This is a genomic window from Streptomyces herbicida, assembly GCF_032656585.1.
GTDB classification, from domain to species: Bacteria; Actinomycetota; Actinomycetes; order Streptomycetales; family Streptomycetaceae; genus Streptomyces; species Streptomyces herbicida.
On the sequence record NZ_JAUYWJ010000024.1, the window covers coordinates 90,918 to 114,620 of the forward strand.

Annotated in this window: 17 protein-coding genes and 1 pseudogene; 8 read left to right on the forward strand and 10 right to left on the reverse strand. The window is 69.7% G+C overall.

The features are described from left to right. Positions 1–27: 27 nt before the first annotated feature. Entirely contained in the window at positions 28–2,625 is a 2,598-nt protein-coding gene (clpB, locus tag Q8A52_RS38485) for an ATP-dependent chaperone ClpB (protein WP_316760418.1), read from the reverse strand. Between the two features lie 129 nt (positions 2,626–2,754). On the opposite strand from clpB, the gene Q8A52_RS38490 reads away from it, so the two are divergent. Continuing rightward, positions 2,755–3,168, forward strand: a complete 414-nt coding sequence (locus Q8A52_RS38490) for a pyridoxamine 5'-phosphate oxidase family protein (RefSeq protein WP_316760420.1) — start codon at positions 2,755–2,757, stop codon at positions 3,166–3,168. A gap of 145 nt (positions 3,169–3,313) precedes the next feature. Here Q8A52_RS38490 and Q8A52_RS38495 read toward each other — a convergent pair whose 3' ends face one another. Next, complete coding sequence (locus Q8A52_RS38495; RefSeq protein ID WP_316760567.1) at positions 3,314–3,610, reverse strand: (2Fe-2S)-binding protein; 297 nt, start codon at positions 3,608–3,610, stop codon at positions 3,314–3,316. Positions 3,611–3,949: 339 nt separating this feature from the next. Here Q8A52_RS38495 and Q8A52_RS38500 point away from each other — a divergent pair, with 339 nt between their 5' ends. After that, a complete protein-coding gene (locus tag Q8A52_RS38500) occupies positions 3,950–4,987 on the forward strand; it encodes a helix-turn-helix transcriptional regulator (RefSeq protein WP_316760423.1) in 1,038 nt (345 codons plus the stop codon). 119 nt (positions 4,988–5,106) lie between these two features. Continuing rightward, positions 5,107–5,226 (forward strand): annotated as a pseudogene (locus Q8A52_RS49295) (helix-turn-helix transcriptional regulator); the annotation flags it as partial. Here the strand turns inward: Q8A52_RS49295 and Q8A52_RS38510 are convergent. Together Q8A52_RS38510 and Q8A52_RS38515 are read right to left on the reverse strand one after the other, a co-directional pair. After that, entirely contained in the window at positions 5,195–6,241 is a 1,047-nt protein-coding gene (locus Q8A52_RS38510; protein ID WP_316760426.1) for a helix-turn-helix transcriptional regulator, read from the reverse strand. The pseudogene Q8A52_RS49295 and the gene Q8A52_RS38510 sit on opposite strands and share 32 nt — an antisense overlap. Positions 6,242–6,837: 596 nt before the next feature. Continuing rightward, complete coding sequence (locus tag Q8A52_RS38515; RefSeq protein WP_316760429.1) at positions 6,838–7,944, reverse strand: substrate-binding domain-containing protein; 1,107 nt, start codon at positions 7,942–7,944, stop codon at positions 6,838–6,840. Between the two features lie 294 nt (positions 7,945–8,238). Between Q8A52_RS38515 and Q8A52_RS38520 the strand changes: the two genes are divergently transcribed. Next, on the forward strand, positions 8,239–10,683 hold the full coding sequence (locus tag Q8A52_RS38520) for a PA14 domain-containing protein (protein WP_316760434.1): 2,445 nt from the start codon (positions 8,239–8,241) through the stop codon (positions 10,681–10,683). Between the two features lie 70 nt (positions 10,684–10,753). On the opposite strand, the gene Q8A52_RS38525 is transcribed toward Q8A52_RS38520, so the two are convergent. The 5 genes from Q8A52_RS38525 to Q8A52_RS38545 form a co-directional block, all read right to left on the reverse strand. Beyond that, positions 10,754–11,203 carry a heat shock protein transcriptional repressor HspR gene (locus Q8A52_RS38525; protein WP_316760436.1) on the reverse strand — a complete coding sequence of 150 codons (450 nt, stop codon included), beginning with the start codon at positions 11,201–11,203 and terminating at the stop codon, positions 10,754–10,756. 5 nt (positions 11,204–11,208) lie between these two features. Continuing rightward, a complete protein-coding gene (gene dnaJ / locus Q8A52_RS38530; RefSeq protein WP_316760438.1) occupies positions 11,209–12,387 on the reverse strand; it encodes a molecular chaperone DnaJ in 1,179 nt (392 codons plus the stop codon). Positions 12,388–12,420: 33 nt separating this feature from the next. Next, positions 12,421–13,074, reverse strand: a complete 654-nt coding sequence (gene grpE / locus Q8A52_RS38535; protein WP_316760441.1) for a nucleotide exchange factor GrpE — start codon at positions 13,072–13,074, stop codon at positions 12,421–12,423. Then, positions 13,071–14,915, reverse strand: coding sequence for a molecular chaperone DnaK (gene dnaK / locus Q8A52_RS38540; protein ID WP_316760444.1), 1,845 nt, complete (start codon positions 14,913–14,915; stop codon positions 13,071–13,073). The genes grpE and dnaK overlap by 4 nt, the downstream gene beginning before the upstream one ends. A gap of 94 nt (positions 14,916–15,009) precedes the next feature. Continuing rightward, positions 15,010–16,047 carry an MraY family glycosyltransferase gene (locus Q8A52_RS38545; RefSeq protein WP_316760446.1) on the reverse strand — a complete coding sequence of 346 codons (1,038 nt, stop codon included), beginning with the start codon at positions 16,045–16,047 and terminating at the stop codon, positions 15,010–15,012. 194 nt (positions 16,048–16,241) lie between these two features. On the opposite strand from Q8A52_RS38545, the gene Q8A52_RS38550 reads away from it, so the two are divergent. Then, positions 16,242–18,524 carry a (Fe-S)-binding protein gene (locus Q8A52_RS38550; protein ID WP_316760449.1) on the forward strand — a complete coding sequence of 761 codons (2,283 nt, stop codon included), beginning with the start codon at positions 16,242–16,244 and terminating at the stop codon, positions 18,522–18,524. Positions 18,525–18,798: 274 nt separating this feature from the next. On the opposite strand, the gene Q8A52_RS38555 is transcribed toward Q8A52_RS38550, so the two are convergent. Beyond that, on the reverse strand, positions 18,799–19,128 hold the full coding sequence (locus Q8A52_RS38555) for an antibiotic biosynthesis monooxygenase family protein (protein ID WP_316760453.1): 330 nt from the start codon (positions 19,126–19,128) through the stop codon (positions 18,799–18,801). Between the two features lie 285 nt (positions 19,129–19,413). Between Q8A52_RS38555 and Q8A52_RS38560 the strand changes: the two genes are divergently transcribed. From Q8A52_RS38560 to Q8A52_RS38570, 3 genes are all read left to right on the forward strand, one after another. Beyond that, complete coding sequence (locus tag Q8A52_RS38560) at positions 19,414–20,712, forward strand: FG-GAP repeat domain-containing protein (protein ID WP_408649327.1); 1,299 nt, start codon at positions 19,414–19,416, stop codon at positions 20,710–20,712. Positions 20,713–20,917: 205 nt separating this feature from the next. Further along, complete coding sequence (locus tag Q8A52_RS38565) at positions 20,918–22,399, forward strand: FG-GAP and VCBS repeat-containing protein (RefSeq protein WP_316760458.1); 1,482 nt, start codon at positions 20,918–20,920, stop codon at positions 22,397–22,399. A gap of 294 nt (positions 22,400–22,693) precedes the next feature. After that, positions 22,694–23,701, forward strand: a complete 1,008-nt coding sequence (locus Q8A52_RS38570; RefSeq protein ID WP_316760461.1) for a Yip1 family protein — start codon at positions 22,694–22,696, stop codon at positions 23,699–23,701. Positions 23,702–23,703 lie beyond the last annotated feature (2 nt).

Sequence of the window (23,703 nt, forward strand, 5' to 3'; positions counted from 1 at the left end):
ACCGCCCGTGTCACACGGCCGCAGGCGTCAGAGCGTCTTGCCGGTGGCCGGGCCGACGATCAGCCCGTCGCCGAAGGCGTCCACGCGGACCGTGTCGCCGTCCTTGACCTCGCCGGAGAGGATCTCCTTGGCGAGGCGGTCACCGATGGCGCTCTGGACGAGGCGGCGCAGCGGACGGGCGCCGTACGCCGGGTCGTTGCCCTCGTCGGCGAGCCAGGCCAGCGCCTCGGGCGTGACCTCCAGGCTGAGCCGCCGCTCGGCCAGCCGCTTGGCCAGCCGGTCGATCTGCAGCCGGGCGATCCGGGCCAGCTCCTCCTTGTCCAGCGCGGAGAAGACCACCAGGTCGTCGAGCCGGTTGAGGAACTCCGGCTTGAAGGCTGTCCGGACCGTCTCCAGCACCTGTTCCTTCTTCTCCTCCTCCCCGAGGACCGGGTCGACCAGGTACTGGCTGCCCAGGTTGGAGGTGAGGACGAGGATGGTGTTGCGGAAGTCGACCGTACGCCCCTGACCGTCCGTCAGACGGCCGTCGTCCAGCACCTGGAGCAGGATGTCGAAGACCTCGGGATGCGCCTTCTCCACCTCGTCGAGGAGCACGACGCTGTACGGGCGCCGGCGCACGGCCTCGGTGAGCTGGCCGCCCTCCTCGTAGCCGACATAGCCGGGGGGCGCGCCGACCAGCCGGGCCACGCTGTGCTTCTCGCTGTACTCCGACATGTCGATGCGGACCATCGCCCGCTCGTCGTCGAAGAGGAAGTCCGCGAGCGCCTTGGCGAGTTCGGTCTTGCCGACGCCGGTCGGGCCGAGGAAGAGGAAGGAGCCGGTGGGGCGGTCCGGGTCGGCGATACCGGCACGGCTGCGCCGCACCGCGTCCGACACGGCCCGTACGGCCTCGCTCTGGCCGATGAGCCGGCGGCCGATCTCCTCCTCCATGCGCAGCAGTTTCTGCGTCTCGCCCTCCAGGAGGCGGCCGGCCGGGATGCCGGTCCAGGACGCGACGACGTCGGCGATGTCGTCGGAGCCGACCTCGTCCTTGACCATCGTGTCCCTGGCGGCCTCCTCCTCGGCCTCCGAGGCGGCCTCCAGTTCCTTCTCCAGGGCGGGGATCTCGCCGTACAGCAGCTTGGAGGCGGTGTCGAAGTCGCCGTCGCGCTGGGCCCGTTCGGCCTGGCCGCGCAGATCGTCGAGCTTCTCCTTCAGCTCGCCGACCCGGTTGAGGGACTGCTTCTCCTTCTCCCAGCGGGCGGTCAGGCCCCGCAACTCCTCCTCCTTGTCGGCGAGGTCGCGGCGCAGCTTCTCCAGGCGTTCGCGGGAGGCCGGGTCGGTCTCCTTGTCGAGGGCCAGTTCCTCCATCTTCAACCGGTCCACGGCGCGCTGGAGTTCGTCGATCTCGACCGGGGACGAGTCGATCTCCATGCGCAGCCGGGAGGCGGACTCGTCGACCAGGTCGATGGCCTTGTCGGGCAGGAAGCGGGAGGTGATGTACCGGTCGGACAGGGTGGCCGCGGCCACCAGCGCGCTGTCCGCGATCTGCACCTTGTGGTGCGCCTCGTACCGGCCCTTGAGCCCGCGCAGGATGGCGATGGTGTCCTCGACGGTCGGCTCGGCGACCAGCACCTGCTGGAAGCGCCGCTCCAGCGCCGGGTCCTTCTCGATCCGCTCGCGGTACTCGTCGAGGGTCGTGGCGCCGACCATGCGCAGCTCACCGCGGGCGAGCATGGGCTTGAGCATGTTGCCCGCGTCCATGGCGGAGTCGCCGCCGGCGCCCGCGCCCACCACCGTGTGCAGCTCGTCGATGAAGGTGATGATCTGCCCGTCGGAGTCCTTGATCTCCGCGAGGACGGTCTTCAGGCGCTCCTCGAACTCACCGCGGTACTTGGCCCCGGCGACCATGGCGCCGAGGTCCAGCGCGACGAGCCGCTTGTCCTTGAGGGACTCGGGGACGTCACCCTTCACGATCCGCTGGGCGAGCCCCTCCACGACGGCGGTCTTGCCGACGCCGGGCTCTCCGATCAGCACCGGGTTGTTCTTGGTCCGCCGGGACAGCACCTGCACGACCCGCCGGATCTCCTGGTCCCGCCCGATGACGGGGTCGAGCTTGCCGTCGCGCGCGGCGGCGGTGAAGTCGGTGCCGAACTTCTCCAGGGCCTTGTACTGCCCCTCCGGGTCGGCGGTGGTCACGCGGCGTCCTCCCCTTGCCTTCTGGAAGGCGTCCAGCAGCTTCTTCGGTGTGGCCCCCTGCCGGGAGAGCACCTCGCCGGCCGCGCCACCCTTCGCGGCGATGCCGATGAGCAGGTGCTCGGTGGACAGGTACTCGTCGCCGAGGTCCTTCGCGGTGTCGGCCGCGTTCGCGATGACGGCGAGCAGCTCGCGGTTGGGCTGCGGCGGCGCAACGGTGGATCCGGCCACGCTGGGCAGCGCGGCGAGGGCCTTCTCCGCCCCGGACCGTACGGCGGCCTGGTCGGCGTCGACCGCGGCCAGCAGGTCGGTGATGTTCTCGTTCTCCTGACCCTGCAGCAGCGCCAGCAGCAGGTGGGCAGGCGTCAGGTCCGCATGCCCCTCGGTCACGGCCCTGTTGGTGGCCGTGTTGATCGCGTCCCGGCTCCTGTTGGTCAGCTCGGCGTCCACGTTCGCGTTCTCCTCCTCGGCGTCGGCTCGTCGGCCTCTCCCAGTGCTGACTTAACCAGCGTACACAAAGTTGAGTCTATTCCACTCAAGGTGGGGGCGGGGGGTCTTCAGGGGCTAGCTTCCGGGCCCATGAGTACATACTCCGTGGACCCGGTAGCCCCGAACGCGTCGTACCTCGCCTTCTGGCGTGAGCGCCACCTGTGCACGCTGACGACGCTCCGCCCGGACGGCAGCCCGCACGTCGTCCCCGTCGGAGTGACATACGACCCCGGGGCGCGGCTGGCTCGGGTACTGACGAACCGGACGAGCACCAAGGTGACCCATGTCCTCGCCGCAGATCCCCTCGGTGCGCGGGTCGCCGTCTGCCAGGTCGACGGACGCCGCTGGGCGACGCTGGAGGGGCGGGCCTTCGTGCGCACCGACCCGGACCGGATCGCGGAGGCGGAGCGCCGCTATGCCGAGCGCTACGAGAGAACGCCGTCGCCGAACCCGAACCGGGTGCTCATCGAGATCGAGGTGGAGCGGGCGCTGGGGCGGGGGTGACACACGGCGGGTTTCGGTCACCGTGGAAGCGCGCCCATACCCTGAAATGTCGCCGGAAACTGCAGCGGCGTCACCGTGTTCAGGTCACGGTGACGCCGCTGCGGGGGGAAGTACCTGAGCGATCTTTTACGACGGGGGAATCGCGTCAGGCACTGCGGGGGGTGGCCGAGATGGTCCTTACGTCCGAGACCTCCGGCTCGGTCAGCCGGTGATCCCGCTGGTCCAGGTTCACAAAGATCATTCCGTACCGGATGGCGCATCGCACCGGCTGCGGCGCACCTCGGGGCTTGCGCAGGCATCGGTAGGCCCGTACGTCCTCGTCCTCGTCCCGCGTGACGACGACCGGCTCTCCGAAGACGGTCACCATCAACGAGTCGCCGCTGTGGGGGATGGCGGTGACCAGGTCGATGAAGTGCCAGCCGGAGCGGTAGGCGGTGGCCATTTCGCGGCGGAAGGATCGGTCGTCGGGTGGAGTGGTCACTTCAGCTCCCGGCTCCATCGGTCATCGAGATCTGCCCATTGGTTTCGCCCGTGGTCACGGCATCCGCCACGACACTCGGCCACGTGGTGTTAGCACGGACGTCACCCTTCGCCTCGGAGTAGCCACTCCACACTCCGGCAGTCGCTATGACGGAGAGAGCGGCGACAAGTACCGAGCGAAGCACTTTGTTCCCCATGTTCGGCTTCGTCCTCACTTGAAGGTCCCCTTTTCCCCCGTCAGGTACGACGATGGCTCATTCGGGCACGTGGTGGCCACACAATCGGTGCATCATGTTCCTGCATGTTCAGGACCCTGGGGGGTGGAGATTTGGCAACGAATCGGGCGAAAGCGATACATCCCCACTCGGTGACCGATCTGTGCGAGGAGGGACGCCGACTTTACGCCGTCGCCCTGCGCACGGGACGCGTCGCTCGGTCCGATGTCGTGGACGCCCCCTGCCTGATGGAGTTCGCCCTGCTCCATCCGGATCCGGACGACGCCGACTGGCTTCGCCCGGTACCCCCGGCGATCGCCCTGGCACACCGGCTCAACCCGATCGAACGCGAGATAACAGAACGCCGGCGTCTGTCGATCGAACTCGCCGACGTGTTCGAGCCTTTCATGTCACTGAGCACACAGGTGATGGCGACCAGCGACTCGCTCACCATCCTCGAGGGCGGTGACCGTATCAACGCGGCCCTCAATCTCGCCACCGAGCAGTGCCAGAGCGAAGTGCTCACGATCCAGCCGAGCGACCGGGTCTCCGAGGCCAGCGTGCTGCGGGGGCTGGAGCGCGACAGACCGCTCATCGAACGGGGCGTCCGAATCCGCACGCTGTACCAGCACACCGCCCGCTACAGCCCGGAGAAGCTGGCCTACGCGTCCCATCTCGCCGACGGCAAGGCGGAGTACCGCACCATCGACGAACTCGTGGAGCGGCTCATCATCTGCGACGAGAGCGTCGCCTTCATCCCCATACGCGAGGACCAGCAGGTCGCGCTGGAACTCCGGCAGCCGGGCCTGGTCCGTTATCTGATCAAGGTCTTCGAGTTCATGTGGAGCCGCGCGGTCCCGCTGAGCATGGGCGGGCCCTACGAGGTCGCCTCCCACGGCATCACCGAGATCCAGCACTCCATCGCGAAACTGCTGGTGGAGGGCCATGTCGACGAGGCCATCGCCCGCCGGCTGGGCATGAACGTACGCACCTGCCGCGCACACATCGCCAAGCTGGCCCAGGCCCTGGGCAGCGGCAGCCGCGCCCAACTCGGCTACCTCATAGCCCAGTCGGGCATCCTCAAGCAGGACACCTCGATCCCGGGCGAGGGCGGCCACCGGTGAGCGCGGATCATCGACCGCACGATGGCGATCCTGCCCGCCGACGACGGGCGGCTCGCCCCGAAAGTGCGCCACCCGGCGCTGCTCAGGTTCTTCACGACGGCCTTCGACCGGCTGTGGCCGTGGGCATGAACGTGCGTACCGCCCGCGTCCACATCGCCGGACTCGCCGCGCCGCTCGGCAGCGAGAGCCGGGCCCGGCTCGGCCGTCTCATCGCACGCTCGGGGATTCCTGATCGGGAATGCCGACCGCGGCCACATCGGCGGTGCGCGGCGGGCCGTCCAGCCCCACCTGCGCTATCCGCACGCCCAGCTGGGTACGGCTCGCCGCCCCCAGCGTCTCCGACAGCCGGGCGATATGGGCCCGGCACGTCCGGACACTGATGCCCAGGCGCTCGGCGATCACCGCGTCCTGGTGGCCCTCCGCCAGCAGCGCGGCGATGGACTGCTCGCGGTGCGAGATGCCCTCGATACCGGTGTCCGGCAGCGCGGCCGTCAGCGGGACCGCGAGGCGCCACAGCCGCTCGAAGACCGTCACCAGGTACTCGACCACCGCCGGGTGGCGCAGCTCCAGGGCCATCGTGCGGTCGGCGTTCGCGGGGATGAAGGCGACCGTGCGGTCGAAGAGGATCAGCCGGTCGATGACCTCGTCCAGGGTACGGGCCTCGACCGCGTCGCCCATCAGCTCCAGGTAGTTGAGCAGGCCCTGGCCGTGCCGGGCCACATGTGTGTACAGGTCGCGCATGCGCACGCCCCGGCCGCGCAGCGCGAGCGCGCGGTGCAGGCCCTCGGTGAGCTCGGCCTCCCGCCGGATGCCGCCGGGCTGCACCGTCAGCACCTCGGTCGTACAGGCCTCGGTCGCCTCGTCCATCGCGGCCTGGATACGGGACAGCCCGTCCAGCACGCGGATCGCCGTGCCCTCCGTCGAGGGCGACGCCGATGCCTGGAGCTGACGCCCGAGACCGGCGTACCACTCGACGGCCGCCACCGCCGAACCCACCCGCCGCTGGCTGTCCCTGACCTCGTCGTAGACCCCGCGCAGCAGCCGGGTCATGACCTCCTGCGGGGAGGTCGGCACCAGCCAGTCCATGTCGTCGGGGTCGGGGTGCAGCAGGGCCAGCTCAAGGAGGCAGGGCACCGGCTCGGCGTCGGTGCGCGACACGCGGCCCCGCCGTACGGCCCGGGAATACACGCGATCCCCGGCCTCGCACAGTCGGTCGGCACCGTGTGGATGCTCCTCCGTTCCGTGCCCGGCCATCGCCCATTCCACCCCCGGTTTGCTGCCACTTCCGTGGCGCAACTATGCGCGGACGGATGCGGCTCCGCAACACGGCTCTCCACGCCACGGCTGCCGTAAACCCCCGCTATCACCCCTTTCCTCCTGGCCTCCTCCCCTCCCGTTGCAACAAGCTGACGGTGGTGAACCCATGGCCACAGGCGCATCGGAGTACCCGCTTTCCACCGGGCGCCCGAACACCTGACACAGCCTCGGCCCGGACACCCCGTCCGGCCGGGGCCGCCGCGCCGGCCGTACGGCGCGTGAGGCGGCTGAAATGGCGGGGTACGCATGCACGTGGCCGAAATCGATCCGCCCCGGACCGATGACGACGCCTGCCGGGCCCCGGCGGACAACGCACGGCCGCCCAACGGGGCCTCGCGCCGCCGCCCGGCACACATCCGACTTCGACACGCCCGGCGCGCCCGGCCGATGGGCGCGCAACCGGCGAAGGGCACGCCCTGGTGGACGCCCCACCCTCGCGGGTGAACACCTGGCTTTCGGCCGCATTGACCTGTGCCCCGGTCGCTACCCGGGCTTCCGGAGCGTCCAGGTCACCGGCGTGAACACCCCGTCGGCTACTTCAGGCCGATCGTCGCGCACGACGCCTTGTACTTGGCGGTGCAGATGTCGGAGATCTTGTAGATGCCGTCCGCGATGACCGTGTCCTTGATGTTCTCCTTCGTCAGGGCGGTCACGGTGACGAGCTGGGCGGGGATGTCCTTGTTGGTCGGGCTGTCGACGCGGTCCTGGGTGAGGGCGTCGAACTGGATGTCCCTGCCCTGGACCTTGGCGACGGCCATCTCGGCGGCGCTCTCGGCCTCGGCCGGGTAGGACTTGTAGACGGTCATGTACTGCTCGCCGGCGACGATCCGCTGCACGCCGTCCAGCTCGGCGTCCTGGCCGGTGATCGGCGGCATGTCGGTGACGCCCGCGGCCTTGAGGGCCTTGATGACACCCGCCGCCATGCCGTCGTTGGCGGAGTAGACGGCGGCGATGTTGCCCTTGCCGATCTTGTTGATCGCCTCGGTCATTTCGGCCGTGGCGTTCTCCGGCTTCCAGTCCTTGGTGTCGTACGTCTCCGCGATCGTCACCTTGCCGGTCAGCTCGGAGAGCGCGCCCTGCTTGAACTGCTTTGCGTTCGGGTCGGTCAGCGAGCCGTTCACCATGACGACCTTGTCCGAGGTGTCGACGTTCGACCCCAGGGCGTCCAGCAGGGTACGGGCCTGCACCTCACCGACGAGCTCGTTGTCGAAGGAGATGTACGCGTCGATCGGACCCTCGGCGAGACGGTCGTACGCGATGACCGGAATGCCCGCGTCCTTCGCCTTCTTCACATCGCCCGCGATGGCGTGCGAGTCGACCGCGTCGAGCAGGATGACGTCGACCTTGTCGGCGATCATCTGCTGCATCTGCTGAGACTGCTTGCCGGCGCTCGCCCCCGCGTTGGCGTACTCGACCTTGCCCTGCTTCCTGGTGAGCTCGGCGACCTTGTTCTTGATGATGGGGTAGTCGAACTTCCCGTACCGCGTGTTCGCCGTCTCCGGCAGCAGGAGCCCCACCGTGAGGTCGTTGCCCTTGGTCGGGCTTGCGTCGGTCGAACTCCCCGAAGCGTTCAGCACGCCGCAGCCGGCGAGCGAGAGGGTCATCGTGGAGGCTGCCACAGATATGGCGATACGACGCATTCGGGGGCTCACTTCAGGTGCGTTCCGGATGTGGGGCTGCTTTGCGACCCAGATGTCTGAAAAGACAACGCGGCCGCAACACCCGTCGTCAAGGCGAACTACTTAACGAGTGCGCAACACCACGCTCCGCTTCACCTGTGAAGGTGCAGCGGAATCACCTCCAAACACCCTTTACGGACCCTCCACTCAACGGAAGTTCACGGGAGGGTAAAGATCAGTACAACCAACTCCAATCCTCGCGAGTCGTGATCACCGGCGGCCGTGCGCCGCCCTCCGATTCGACCAGAGGACCGAATGAACCCAGCCAGACGCTCGACTGCCACGGCTGTCGTGCTCTCCGCCGTCGGCACCCTGCTGAGCGCGGTCTCCGTCACCCCCGCGTCCGCCGCTACGACGTGCGCCTCACCGGTGTACACCCGGACGTTCTACGCGAACACCGCCTTCTCCGGCACGCCGAAGAAGACCGACTGCGACTCCGCGATCAACCAGAACTGGGGCTCCGGCGCCCCCGCCTCCGGCCTGCCCAAGGACCACTTCGGCGTCCGCTGGACCGTGACACGCGACTTCGGCTCCGGGGGCCCCTTCACACTCACCGCGGCCACCCAGGACGGCATCCGCGTCTTCGTCGACGGCGAACGCGAGATCAACCTCTGGAAGAACGTCTCGACGACGCAGAAGAAGTCGCTGAAGCTCACCCTGTCCAAGGGCCCGCACACCCTCCGCGTCGACTACATCAACGTGACCGGCGCCGCCGATGTGAGCTTCGCCTACACCCCGCGCACCTCCGCCACCGTCGACAAGGTCAAGCCCCTCACCCCGACGGGCATGTCGGTCACTTACGACAGAGCCACCGGCAAGGCGAAAATCGGCTGGGCGAAGAACAAGGAGCTGGACCTCGCCGGCTACCGCGTCCACCGGCGGCTCAAGGGCGGCTCCTTCGGCAGCAGGCCGCTCGCGACGACCGCCTCCACCTCGTACACCGACGCGACCGTGCCGAAGACGGGCGCGACGTACTACTACGAGGTCCGTGCCTACGACAAGGCCGGGAACGAGTCAGCGGGTACGGCCGACCAGCCCGTCACCACGGTCGACAGGACCCCGCCGGCCGCGCCGTTCGTCGAGATGGACATCTGCCCGGACAACCAGCCCTACTCGGCCCCCGAGCTCGTCACCACGGCCGAGAACGCGGCCGACATCGCCCGGTACGAGATGCAGCGGCTCGACCCCGTGACCAAGTCCTGGACCACCGTGTACTCCGGCGCCAAGGGCGCGATCTGCGACACCGGGTACCGCGCGGACGGCAGCAAGGTCACCTACCGGGGCCGGGCCCGCGACGCCGCCGGGAACTGGTCCGTGTACTCGGCCGCCACCACGTTCACCACCTCGGACATGACCCCGCCGGCGACCGCCGCCGACGCCCGTGTCGAGTACCGCTCGGGCGTGCCCCACCTGGTGTGGTCCCCGGTCGACGGCGCCGCCTCGTACCAGGTCCTCCAGTACGACCCGGCGACCGGCGGCTACCTCGACGCCCTGCCCGGCACGGACACGGGGACCGGCACCGCCGTCCGCACCACCATGGACACCGACGTCGTCCCGCGCCGGCAGCTCGCGGTCGCCGACACCTACCGGTACGCGGTGCGCTCGGTGGACCGGGCGGGCAACGCGGCCGCCCCGGTGGAGGTCACGCTGACGATGGCCGACCGTCCGGAGGCCGTCCCCGCGTTCCGGACCACCGCGAACCGGTACGGCGCGGGCGTGATGGTCGAGTGGAGCAGCGCCGACCCGTGGACCTTCGGCGAGGACCGGCCGCTGCTCACCTACCGGATCGTCCGCACCGACAAGGCGACCGGCGCGAGCGGCGTCGTGACCGGGTGCAAGCCGAACAGCTCGCAGGACCTGCCGCCGACGGACCCCGAGACGTACTGGACCTGGACCGGCGACGACGCCCCCGCGTACGCCGGGAGCAGGCAGATCAACGGCGTCTGCTGGGACGTCTCCGGCGCGTCGGAGACGACGTACGACTACACGGTCGTGACGATCGACCCGTACGGCCATGAGTCGCGGCCCGGTCCGGCCGCCACCGCGACCACACCGGACACCCAGCGCCCGGCCCCGGTCGGGAACCTGACGGCCGAACAGATCCCGCTCGGTGTCCGTCTGACCTGGACGCCGCCCGCCGACGACGACGTGACCGGCTATCACGTGTGGCAGAGCGCCGTCGACCCGGACACCGGCGCGACGGTGTGGGAGGCCAACTGCTGGACCGGTACATCGCTGGCGAAGACCGAGATCCTCTGCCCGACCGTCCCCGACGGCGCCACCCATGTCTACCGGGTGGCCGCCACGGACGGCACCGGTCTCGTCCACGAGACCGACGTCGACGCCTTCCACACCGCCGACGTCTCGGTGACCCTGCCCGACACCCGGCCGCCGGACTGGACGGGCACCGAGGTCCGCGAGAGCCAGTACCCGGAGCTGTACGTCCGCTGCGGGGTCACCGTCTACGACAAGCCGTGCGGTGACTTCACGGACTACCGCTGGGAGCGCTGGGACCCGGCCACGAACTCCTGGACCCTGTTCGCCACCGGCAAGGTCGACGACCCGAAGTTCCACATGGACCACTCGGTGCACGAGGACCGGCTCGGGCTGTACTACTACCGGGCGATCTACACCGACCCGGCCGGCCACGAGGAGATCCGGGACCAGAGGGCCTACGGCATCTGGGACTCCTGGCTCTGAGCGCACGGGAAATGCGCATGCGAAAGGGGCCCGGAGGAGATCCTCCGGGCCCCTTTCGCATGCGTCGGTGTCAGTCCTGCTGCTGCCGCTTCGGCCGCCACACCACCAGCGCGCTGGTCTGCTGGACCTCCTGGTACGGGACCAGGTCCCGGCGGTAGGAGGCGTGGACGGCGGCCTCGCGCTGCTGCATCGCGGCAGCCGCGCCGTCCAGGGCCGACTGCAGCTCCGCGACGTGGGACTGGAGCGCGGCGACCTGGTTCTCCAGTTCGATGATGCGCTTGATGCCGGCCAGGTTGATGCCCTCGTCCTGCGACAGCGCCTGCACCTGGCGGAGCAGTTCGATGTCACGGGCCGAGTAGCGGCGGCCCCGGCCGGCGGTCCGGTCCGGGGAGACCAGACCCAGGCGGTCGTACTGGCGCAGCGTCTGCGGGTGGAGTCCGGAGAGCTGGGCCGCCACCGAGATGACGTAGACCGGGGTCTCCTCGGTCAGTTCATACGGATTACGTCGACGGCCGTCCATCACCCTCAAGCTCCCTTCGCGGCCTCGAACAGCTCCGCCCGCGGGTCCTCACCCGCGGTCGCCTCGCGATACGCCTCGAGCGCGTCACGAGCCTTCCCCGACAGGTCCTGGGGAACACGCACCTCGACGGTGACCAGCAGGTCCCCGCGGGTGCCGTCCTTGCGGACCGCGCCCTTGCCCCGCGCCCGCATGGTGCGGCCGTTGGGCGTGCCCGGAGGCAGCTTGAGGGTGACGGCGGGGCCGCCGAGGGTCGGGACCCGGACCTCGCCGCCGAGCGCCGCCTCGGTGAACGTCACCGGGACGGTCACCGTGAGGTTGTCGCCCTTGCGGCCGAAGACCGGGTGCTCACCCACGTGCACGACGACATACAGATCGCCCGCCGGGCCGCCCCGCTCGCCGGGAGCTCCCTTGCCGCGCAGCCGGATGCGCTGACCGTCGGTCACCCCCGCGGGGATGCGGACCTGCATGGTCCGGGACGACTTGGCGCGGCCACTGCCCTTGCACTCCATGCAGGGGTGCTCGGCGATCAGACCGCGGCCCTTGCAGTCGGGGCAGGGGTCGGTGAGCGAGAAGCCGCCGCCCGAACCCCGCGCGACCTGGCCCGTGCCGACGCAGGTCGGGCACACGCGCGGTGTGCCGTTCTTGTCGCCGGTGCCGGAGCAGGCCTTGCACGGGGCCTGCGAGGACATCCGCAGCGGGACCGTGGCGCCCTCGATGGCCTCGGTGAAGCTCAGCGTGACCTCGGACTCGATGTCCTGGCCGCGCCTGGGCTGGGTGCGCGTGCCCGCGCCGCCGCCCCGGTTGAACAGGCCCCCCAGGACGTCTCCGAAGCCTCCGCCGAAGCCCCCTTGGCTCTGGGCGCCGCCGCCTCCGCCTCCGAAGAGGTCGCCCAGGTCGAAGTTGAAGGAGCCGCCGCCCGCGCCCGGCCCCGGGCGGAAGCCGCCGTTGCCGAAGAGGGCGCGTGCCTCGTCGTACTCCTTGCGCTTCTTGGGGTCACCGAGGACGTCGTTCGCCTCGGAGATCTCCTTGAAACGCTCTTCCGCCCTGGCGTTGCCCTTGTTGGCGTCCGGGTGGAACTCGCGGGCGAGCTTCCGGTACGCCTTCTTGATCTCGGCCTCGGTGGCGTCCTTGGGGACGCCGAGGACCTTGTAGTAGTCCTTCTCGATGAAGTCCTTGGTGCTCATCCCCGACGTCCCTCCTTCCGTTCAGTGTTTACGTCAGCCCTCCTCCGGGCCACCGTTCTCCTTGTCGTCGGCCGCCGTGCCCTCGTCGGCACCTTCGGCCTTGACCGTCTGCGCGCCGGGCTGCGGCTCGGCGACGGCCACCCGCGCGGGGCGGATGGTGCGCTCGCCGATGCGATACCCGGGCTGCAGAATCGCCACGCACGTCGTCTCGGTGACGTCCGGCGCGTACGAGTGCATCAGGGCCTCGTGGATCGTCGGGTCGAAGGGCTCGCCCTCCTTGCCGAACTGCTGCAGTCCCATCTTCGCCGCGACGGTCTCCAGCGACTCGGCGACGGACTTGAATCCGCCGACGAGCTCGCCGTGTTCCCGCGCGCGGCCGATGTCGTCGAGCACGGGCAGCAGTTCGGTCAGGAGGTTCGCGATGGCGATCTCCCGGACCGCTACCCGGTCGCGATCGACGCGGCGGCGGTAGTTCTGGTACTCGGCCTGAAGGCGCTGGAGGTCCAGCGTGCGCTCGTTGAGTGCCGTGCGCACCTGGTCCAGCTGGGCCACCAGGCCGGCTGTCTGATTCGCGTCCCCGGCCGGGGACGCCCCCTCTTCGGAGGCGGCCTTCGGCTCGGCGTCGTCAGGGGTGGCGCCGGAGGGGACGTCGGGCTTCTCCTCGAAGCCCGGGGTCTCCTCCGTCACGCGGCACCGTCCTTGCGCTCGTCGTCGACGATCTCGGCGTCCACGACGTCGTCGTCGGCGCGGGCCTCACCGGCGCCGGCGGACGCGCCGCCCGCGGCCTGCGCGGCCTGGGCGTCGGCGTACATGGCCTGGCCCAGCTTCTGCGAGACGGCCGCGACCTTCTCCGTGGCGGTACGGATCTCGGCGGTGTCCTCGCCCTTGAGCGCGGTCTTCAGCTCCTCGACGGACGCCTCGACCTCGGTCTTGATCTCGCCCGGGACCTTGTCCTCGTTGTCCTTGAGGAACTTCTCGGTCTGGTAGACGAGCTGCTCGCCCTGGTTGCGGGTCTCGGCGGCCTCGCGGCGCTTGTGGTCCTCCTCCGCGTAGCGCTCGGCCTCCTCACGCATGCGGTCGACCTCGTCCTTCGGGAGCGAGGAGCCGCCGGTGACGGTCATCTTCTGCTCCTTGCCGGTGCCGAGGTCCTTCGCCGTGACGTGCATGATGCCGTTGGCGTCGATGTCGAAGGAGACCTCGATCTGCGGGACGCCACGCGGCGCCGGCGGCAGACCGGTCAGCTCGAACATGCCGAGCTTCTTGTTGTAGGCCGCGATCTCGCGCTCGCCCTGGTAGACCTGGATCTGCACGGACGGCTGGTTGTCCTCGGCCGTCGTGAAGATCTCGGACCGCTTGGTCGGGATCGTGGTGTTGCGCTCGATGAGCTTGGTCATGATGCCGCCCTTGGTCTCGATACCGAGGGACAGCGGGGTCACGTCGAGGAGCAGGACGTCCTTGACCTCACCCTTGAGGACACCGGCCTGGAGCGAGGCGCCGATGGCGACGACCTCGTCCGGGTTCACGCCCTTGTTGGCCTCCTTGCCGCCGGTCAGCTCCTTGACGAGCTCGGCGACGGCGGGCATACGGGTGGAGCCACCGACGAGGACGACGTGGTCGATCTCGCCGAGGGAGATGCCGGCGTCCTTGATGACGTTGTGGAACGGCGTCTTGCAGCGCTCCAGCAGGTCCGCGGTCAGCTGCTGGAACTGAGCGCGCGTCAGCTTCTCGTCCAGGTGCAGCGGGCCCTCGGCGGACGCGGTGATGTAGGGCAGGTTGATCGAGGTCTCGGTGGACGAGGACAGCTCGATCTTCGCCTTCTCGGCAGCCTCGCGCAGACGCTGCAGAGCCATCTTGTCCTTGCCGAGGTCCACGCCGTGGCCGGACGCGAACTGCTTGACCAGGTAGTCGACGATGCGCTGGTCCCAGTCGTCACCACCGAGGTGGTTGTCGCCGTTGGTGGCCTTGACCTCGACGACACCGTCGCCGATCTCCAGCAGCGAGACGTCGAACGTGCCGCCACCGAGGTCGAAGACCAGGATGATCTGCTCGTCCTTGTCGAGGCCGTACGCGAGCGCGGCCGCGGTGGGCTCGTTGACGATGCGCAGGACGTTCAGACCGGCGATCTCGCCGGCCTCCTTCGTCGCCTGGCGCTCGGAGTCGTTGAAGTAGGCCGGGACGGTGATGACCGCGTCGGTCACCTTCTCACCCAGGTAGGCCTCGGCGTCGCGCTTCAGCTTCTGCAGGATGAAGGCGGAGATCTGCTGCGGGTTGAAGTCCTTCCCGTCCAGCTGGATCTTCCAGTCGGTGCCCATGTGGCGCTTGACGGAACGGATGGTCCGGTCCACGTTGGTGACCGCCTGGCGCTTGGCGACCTCGCCGACCAGCACCTCGCCGTTCTTGGCGAAGGCGACGACGGACGGCGTGGTCCTGGCACCCTCGGCGTTGGTGATGACGGTGGGCTCGCCGCCCTCCAGAACGCTGACGACGGAGTTAGTCGTGCCCAGGTCGATGCCGACCGCACGTGCCATGGTGATTTCCTCCAGCTGACTTGAGTGGAACGGACTCAAGTGTGCACGAGGGTCGCCACTGGGTCAACAGACCTGAGCCATGGGGGCTCAACTCTTATCCGTTCCTTACACGCAACTGCCGTGTGACCTGCGAAGATGCCATACGACGGACCCCATAGACAGGGATTCGAAGGAGTAGAAGTACGACCACGAGCGCCCCGCCGGCCACCCAGAGGACGGCACCGTCCCCGGCCCAGCCGGTGTGGGCGAGCACCCCGACCAGCACCCCGGAGAAGGCGACGATGCCGAGGAGGACGACGGTTCCCGGCGGGGTGAGCCCGAGGCGCCGCAAGCGGTGGCCGAGATGGTCGGGCCCGCTCCTGAGGAGCGAGCGCCGGGCCATGCGCCTCGACACGGCCACCAGGGCGAGGTCGGCCGTACCGAGGGCGGTGAGGCAGAACAGCACACCCGCGCTGTCCCCGAGTCCGTGCCCGGCCCGGGTGAACACGGCGGCGGAGGCGAGCACGAACCCCGTGAACAGCGATCCGCACGCGCCCAGCCCGATCCGCGCGGGATGCCAGTTGTGCATGAGGAACCCGGTGAGGGCGGCGGCGAGCACGCTGAGCAGCACGGCCAGCCCGTCCATCACCTCGGCCGCGGCGCAGGCCCCGACCCCGAAGGCGGTGATCACCCCGACCGTGCCGGCCAGCCCGTCGGCGTGGTCCAGCGCCCGGAAGGCGAAGGCGACGAGGACGATCCAGCCCACGGCCAGGAGGCCCGCGGGCACACCGGTCTCGTCGTACGGCACGACGCAGGCGGCGGCGACCGCCGTACCCGCGGCGAGCACCCGCGGCCGCAGCCGCCACACGTCGGCGACCAGCCCGAGCAGGGCGACCCCCGCGCCCGCGAGCAGCAGCCTCCCGACCCCGCCCCCCAGCGGCGCGACCCGCGTCCACTGCCCCGCCCCGGCGACGAGACAGGTGGCGGACAGCACGGCCACACCCCCGAGCAGGGGCACGGGCCGCCGGCGTCGCGCCGGATCCGGCTGCCTCCGCTCGACGATCCCGGCCCGCAGGCCGGGCGCGCGGAGCAGCGCCGCGAGCACGGCGGTGAGCAGGAGGGCGGAGGTGGCGGCGAGGATCCCGTAGAGCACGGCTCTAAATTAGGCGTGAATGGTGCAATTCGGTATGAATAACACGATCGGATTGCCTGTCCGGCTCAGGCTCCCCTCAGCGACCCAGATCACCTCGCTCCTGGCTACAGTGCGAGGAAGGATGCGGGTAGTCTCGAACGGACTGCATAAGTTACCGCTTAGTAATGTCCCTCGCAGGCCCGAGGAGCCCCGAAATGCAACTCGCCGCGATCATCGTGTCGCTGGTTCTGATCGTGGTCGGCGTAGCCCTGTTCGCCCGCGCCGTCCTGCAGATCTACAACTTCATGCGGCTCGGCCAGAGCGTGCCCGCGGGCACGCGCACCGACGAGCCCGTCCAGCGCACCCTCACCGTGGTCAAGGAGTTCCTCGGCCATACCAGGATGAACCGCTGGGGCATCGTCGGTATTGCGCACTGGTTCGTGGCGGTGGGCTTCTTCTCCCTGCTGCTGACGATCGTCAACGCCATCGGCCAGCTGTTCCAGGCCGACTGGATCCTGCCGGTCATCGGCGAGTGGGCGCCGTACAACGTCTATGTCGAGTTCATCGGCACCATGACGGTGGTCGGCATCGCGGTCCTGATCGCGATCCGTCAGCTGAGCAAGCCGAACAGGCCGGGCCGCAAGTCCCGCTTCGCCGGCTCCAACTTCGGCCAGGCGTACTTCGTCGAGGCCGTCATCCTCATCGTCGGCATCTGCATCTTCATGCTGCACGCGCTGGAAGGCGCCCAGCACCACGTCGACGGCTACGAGGCCTCGTTCTTCATCTCGTACCCGGTGGTGTCGTGGCTGGAGGGCATGGACGTCTCCACGCTCCAGAACCTCACCTACTTCTTCGCGGGCCTGAAGATCGCGACCTCCTTCATCTGGATGATCACGGTCGCCCTGAAGACCGACATGGGTGTCGCCTGGCACCGCTTCCTCGCCTTCCCGAACATCTGGTTCAAGCGGAACGCGGACGGCGGTACCTCGCTCGGCGCACTGCTGCCGATGACCTCCGGCGGCAAGCCGATCGACTTCACCGACCCCGGTGACGACGACGTCTTCGGCGTCTCCCAGGTCGAGCAGTTCTCCTGGAAGGGCCTGCTGGACTTCTCCACCTGCACCGAGTGCGGCCGCTGCCAGTCGCAGTGCCCCGCCTGGAACACCGGCAAGCCGCTCTCCCCCAAGCTCCTGATCATGTCCCTGCGCGACAACGCGCACGCCAAGGCGCCGTACCTGCTGGCCGGCGGCGGCAAGACGATGGAGGGCGAGGAGAAGGCTTCGGCCGAAGCCCTGAAGGACGTCCCGGCGTCCGCGCTGGCCGAGGCCGAGCGCCCGCTGATCGGCACCGCCGAGGAGAACGGCGTCATCGACCCGGACGTCCTGTGGTCCTGCACCACCTGCGGCGCCTGCGTCGAGCAGTGCCCCGTGGACATCGAGCACATCGACCACATCGTCGACATGCGCCGCTACCAGGTCATGATCGAGAGCGCCTTCCCCTCCGAGGCGGGCACGATGCTCAAGAACCTGGAGAAGAAGGGCAACCCCTGGGGCCTGGCCAAGAAGCAGCGCCTCGAGTGGACCAAGGAGGTCGACTTCGAGGTCCCGGTCGTAGGCAAGGACATCGAGGACCTCTCCGAGGTCGAGTACCTGTACTGGGTCGGCTGCGCCGGCGCCCTCGAGGACCGCGCCAAGAAGACCACGAAGGCCTTCGCCGAGCTGCTCCACATCGCGGGCGTGAAGTTCGCGATCATGGGCGGCGACGAGAAGTGCACCGGTGACTCCGCCCGCCGCCTCGGCAACGAGCCCCTGTTCCAGGAGCTCGGCATGGAGAACGTCATGGCCCTGAACACGGCGTTCGGCGAGGAGCTGGACGACGAGGGCAAGGTCACCGCGGAGTCGAAGAAGCCGAAGTCGGCGAAGAAGATCGTCGCCACGTGCCCGCACTGCCTGAACACCCTGGGCAACGAGTACCCGCAGCTCGGCGGCGACTACGAGGTCATCCACCACACCCAGCTGCTCCAGCACCTGGTGGACGAGGGCAAGCTGATCCCGGTCACCCCGGTCGAGGGCATCATCACCTACCACGACCCGTGCTACCTGGGCCGCCACAACAAGATCTACACGCCCCCGCGCGAGATCATCGGCAAGGTCCCGGGCCTGCGCAACGAGGAGATGCACCGGCACAAGGAGCGCGGCTTCTGCTGCGGCGCCGGTGGTGCCCGGATGTGGATGGAGGAGCGGATCGGCAAGCGCATCAACAACGAGCGCGTCGACGAGGCCCTCTCCCTCAACCCGGACATCGTCTCGACGGCCTGCCCCTTCTGCCTCGTGATGCTCACCGACTCGGTCAACGGCAAGAAGAACGACGGCAAGGCCAAGGAGTCCATCCAGGTCGTGGACGTCGCCCAGCTCCTCCTCGACTCCGTCAGGACACCGGTGGACCCGGCGGGCGAGCCGGAGACCGAGAACGAGCCGGAGCCGGAGCCGGTGAAGTAACGGCCCCGGAAGGCGGACGGCGCCCCCTGACCCACACGGACAGGGGGCGCCGTCGTGTACGTGGGCCGAGGGCACGTGGGCAGAAGAGGCGCGTCGGCATCTCGCACGCCTCACCGCCCCCACCCCGGCGATGAATGGCGGATCTGCGCCACGAACTGCTCTGCAAAGTACGCGGTCAAGCAGGCGGCTGCCGCCAAAGCGTGGCACAGAACTGCCAATCCCCCCCGCAAGGCACAGGGGTTCATCCGCGCGCAGCCCGGCCTCGGCTCTACGGCTAGGCCCCCTTGGGCCCCGCCTGCTGCACCACCTCGAAGGACCACAGGGTCGACCCGGAGGCGGCGGGCCTCGGCCGCTCACCGCCCTCGCCGCCGCCCTGGTGCGCGGACTTCATCGGCCCCTTCATCCAGGCCTGGAACGACTCCTCGTCACGCCAACGGGTGTAGACGAGGTAGGTGTCGGTGCCCTCGACGGGGCGGAGAAGTTCGAACCACTCGAACCCGTCGGAGTTCTCCACGGCGTGGGCCCGCGAGGCGAACCGCTTCTCCAGGGTCTCCCGCTGCTCGGCGGGAACGGTGAGGACGTTGATTTTTACCACACTGGGCACAGGGCACCTCTGAACACCGGGGTCCGCAGTCCGGACCAAGTGCGAGCAGTCTCCTACATCCGGCAATCCAGGGAGCGTGAGGACGACGGCTCGCGTCGCTGAGCGCCTGGCAGAGCCGGCCCAGCAAGCAGCCACCGGAACTGCCATCCCGTGGGAGTGGACTCGGCGTTGAACAGGTGAGCCGATCCGGGCACTCCCGTCTCCCGCGCGGGCGCCGGGGTGTCGCCCGGTCTCGAACGCGTGCATCATTGCCCAGGCGTTGCGAGGGTGCTGACGGGATGGACGGTGCGTGTGCGCAGGGGTGGAAGAGCCGGGGCGGTGACCGCGGTGATCGGCGGGCTGGGGCTGCTGCTGGCCGCCTGTGGGCCCACGGCGGACACGGGGACCGCCGAGCACACCCCGGTGACCGTCGCGGACGCCCCGGCGAAGATCCCCGTACCGCACGGCAAGGGCAGCAAGGTCTCCGCCGACTTCAACGGCGACGGCCACCCCGACCTGGTCCTCGACGACCTGGTCAAGGAGCAGAGCCACGCCGACGACGCGGGCATCGGGATCGTGTACGGCAGCGCGCACGGACTCACGCCCGGCGCGCGGCAGTTGCTCAGCCCGAAGACGCAGGCCGCACCGACCAGGGGCCGACTCCCCGCCGTCTTCGACGCGGAGGCGAGCTGCGACCTGGACGGCGACGGGTTCACCGATCTGGTCGTGTCCACCGATCCGCCGTACGACGGCCAGGGACAGCCCCCGGTGCCGCTGCAGATCCTCTTCGGGTCTTCGAACGGCCTGACCGGCAGGGCCGTGAAGCTCACCGTCCCCGCCCGCGCCCGCTTCGGCAACGACTGGCCCGACCAGCCGGTGTGCGGCGACTTCGACGGGGACCGCAAGTCCGACCTGGTGCTGCACGCGTCGGGCGGCCGGCTGTCGTATCTGCGCGGCCCGTTCAGCCGCAAGGGCACCCCGCACGCGGCAGCCGCGCCGCTTCCGTCACCGGGCGAGGTCCCGGTCGGCCCCTCCGCCGACGTCAACCGGGACGGCTACGACGACCTGGTCGTCCGTACGGCGGAGGGCACCGCCAAATCGGCCCTGCTCCTGGGCGGCCCGAACGGACCGACCCGCACCGGTGCCGTCCTCCCCAATGGCGTCGATGTCGTCCTCGGCCGCTTCGGCCAGGGCAGGGCACTGGACGCGGCGGTGGGCGGCATGGCGGAAACGTCCCTGCGCTACGACCTTCCGGCGGCCACCCGCGCCACCCTCGCCACGCCCGGCTCGATGCTGGACGCGGCCGACTTCGACGGCGACGGCCGGGACGAACTGGTCTCCAGCGGCTCGCGGTTGCGCATTCTCCGGGGCCGTACGAAGGGGCTGTCAGCGTCGGGCACGGTCACCATCGCCCCGCCCGCCGACGGGACCACCCGCGTCCTGACGACCGGTGACTTCGACGGGGACGGACGGGCGGACCTGGTGGTGCGGACGTACCGGGGGGAGACCGAGGACACGGTGGCCGTCTACCGCGGGGTGGAGAAGGGACTCGTGGCGGCGAAGCCCGCGGTGACCTTCTCGACTTCGGAGTTCCTGGTGCCGTAGCGCGCCCGAGCCGCCGCCCCACCCGGCACGACCCGTCGCAGAGATTTACCGAACTCCCGTACAACCCTTGCCAGTCGGCGCGGGTCTCATGATCGGCGACCGCCCCATGAAACCCGGGACCACCCGAGGCGAACGCGGACGGTCCGCACACCATCGACTGCGGATGCCCCGCCAGGCATCCCCCGCATGCCGCAGGAGACCCCGCATGCACACGCACCTGCGACTCGCCCTCGCGACGGCCACCGCGGCCGCGCTGACGGGCGGTCTGCTCTCGATCTCGGCCGCCACCGCGACGGCCGCGGACTCCGTCAAGGTCGCGCAGGCCGACTTCAACGGCGACGGCATCGGCGACGTGGTCACCTCGGCGGCCACCGCCTACGTCGGCGGCCACAAGAACGCCGGCCAGGTCGTCGCGCTCTACGGCACCACCTCCGGCGTGACCTACGCCAAGCACACCACCATCAGCCAGAACACCGCAGGCGTCCCGGGCACCGCGGAGGCCGGCGACATGTTCGGCGGGGAGCTGGCTTACGCCGACTTCAACGGCGACGGCTACGACGACCTCGCCGTGAGCTCCCCCAGCGAGAAGGTCGGCACCGACACCAACGGCGGCGCCCTCGCCATCCTCTGGGGCTCCGCGAACGGCCTCACCGGCAAGGGGATCGACGTCCCCGACCCGGCCACCGGCTCCCACGACTACTGGGGCAAGGACCTGGCCGCCGGCGACTTCGACGGCGACGGCAAGGCCGACCTGGCCGTCGGCAGCTCCGCCGCGACCATCTACGTCTACAAGGGCGGCTTCAGCACCGGCGGTACGCCCGGCGGGCGGACCACCGTCAAGCCGCCGATCCATTCGGGCACCAACGACTTCCCGTACGGCCCGATGAGCCTGACCGCCGGTGACGTCAACGGCGACGGCCGCACCGACCTGATCGTCGACGGCTACGAGACGGCCACCTCGCACGGCTGGAACACCAACTACTGGCTGCCCGGCACCGCGAACGGCCTGAGCGTCGCCTCCGCCAAGAAGCTCAAGACCGGCATGGTCACCGGCATCGGCGACATCAACGGCGACGGCTTCGGGGACATCGTCAGCGGTGCCTCCTGGGACGCCACCACCGACAACGGCACCACCATCCCGGACTCCGCCAAGGGCGGAAAGGTGAACATCACCTACGGCTCCGCCTCCGGCCCGGCGACCACCACCGGCATCACCCAGGACACCGGCAGCGTCCCCGGCACCTCGGAGAAGGACGACGGCTTCGGCTGGGACCTCGACCTGGGCGACGTCAACGGCGACGGCTACCAGGACCTGGTCGTCTCCACCCCGAACGAGGACATCGGCGGCGTCTCCAACACCGGCCAGGTCACCGTCCTGTACGGCTCGGCGTCCGGAGTGAACACCGCCTCCGGCGCTCAGGCCTTCGCCCAGAGCACGGCGGGCGTCCCGGGCAGCGACGAGAAGGCCGACCTGTTCGGCGCGGACGTCAAGCTCGACGACGTCAACGGCGACGGCAAGGCCGACCTGCTGGTGGGCTCGTACGAGAACAGCGGCGACGGCCAGGTGATGTACCTGCCGTCCAACGGCACGAAGATCGTCACGACCGGCGTCCACACCGTCGCCCCGGGCTCGGTCGGCGTGTCCACGACGGGCGCCCCCCAGTTCGGCGCCCTGTTCGCCGACTGACCGGCCGTACGCCCTCCGCCGGCCGGGCCCCGCACCACCGGGGCCCGGCCCGGTGACATCCGGAGCGCCCCGACGCACACCGCCACCCGAGCGGCCTCGCGACCGCCCTCCACGGCCGCTACGGCATGTCCCTGCCGATCGGCGACTTCACCGGCCACCACCGGGCCGACCCGGCCTTCGGCAGCGTCGCCAAGGACGTCCAGATCTTCCGTGGCGGCGTCACGAAGGCCGACAACTGGGCTTCTCCATGGGCCAGTAGCCCTCCTACGGGATGCCCTCGACACCCCCTAGGGGATGTCACAGCTCGGCAGCAAAGCCGGACCCGGAGGGGCGGGCCCGGCACGTCACTCTTCAGGAACAGGTACGTTCGAAGACGTGGCTGGATTCAGGATCGGACGCGGCGGCCGGGACAACCGCACCCCGCAAGGACAACAGGGACCGCAGGGACCGCACGGCGGACGGGCGCCGCAGGGACCGTCGCACGGCTACCCGTCGGCACCGCAGCCCCAACCGCGGCAGCGGCCGCAGTACGGCGGCGGTGCCCAGTGGCCGCAGGCGAACGGCGGCTACCCGGGCGGGCGGCCCGGCGACGGGCCCGAGTACTTCGGCGACGACTACGGCGGCTACCCGGCCCAGGGCGGCGCCCCTGACCCCTACGCGGCCAACAACCCGGGCCACACCCAGGCGTTCTCGGTCGACGACCCGTACAACCAGGGCGGGACCTACCGGGCGGGCTCGGCCGCCGCGGCCGGCCCGATCGGGCCGCGCCTGCACTGGAAGGAGCTGCTGCGGGGGATCGTGTTCGCCCCCAACCAGACCTTCCTCCAGATGCGGGACTACACGATGTGGGGCCCCGCCCTCGTCGTGACGTTCCTCTACGGCCTCCTCGCCGTGTTCGGCTTCGACGGCGCCCGCAAGGACGCGATCAGCGCCACGCTCTCCAACGCGGTGCCCATCGTCCTGACGACGGCGGTCGCGATGGTGCTGAGCGCGTTCATCCTGGGCGTGGTCACCCACACCCTGGCCCGCCAGCTCGGCGGCGACGGGGCGTGGCAGCCCACGGTGGGCCTGTCCATGCTGATCACCTCCATCACGGACGCCCCCCGCCTGGTCGTCGCGATGTTCTTCGGCGGCGACGCGGGCTTCGTACAGCTGCTGGGCTGGGCGACCTGGGTCGCGGCCGCCGCGCTCCTGACCCTCATGGTCAGCCGCTCCCACGACCTGCCGTGGCCGAAGGCGCTGGGCGCATCGGCGATCCAGCTGATCGCACTGCTGTCGATCGTGAAGCTCGGCACGTTCTAGCA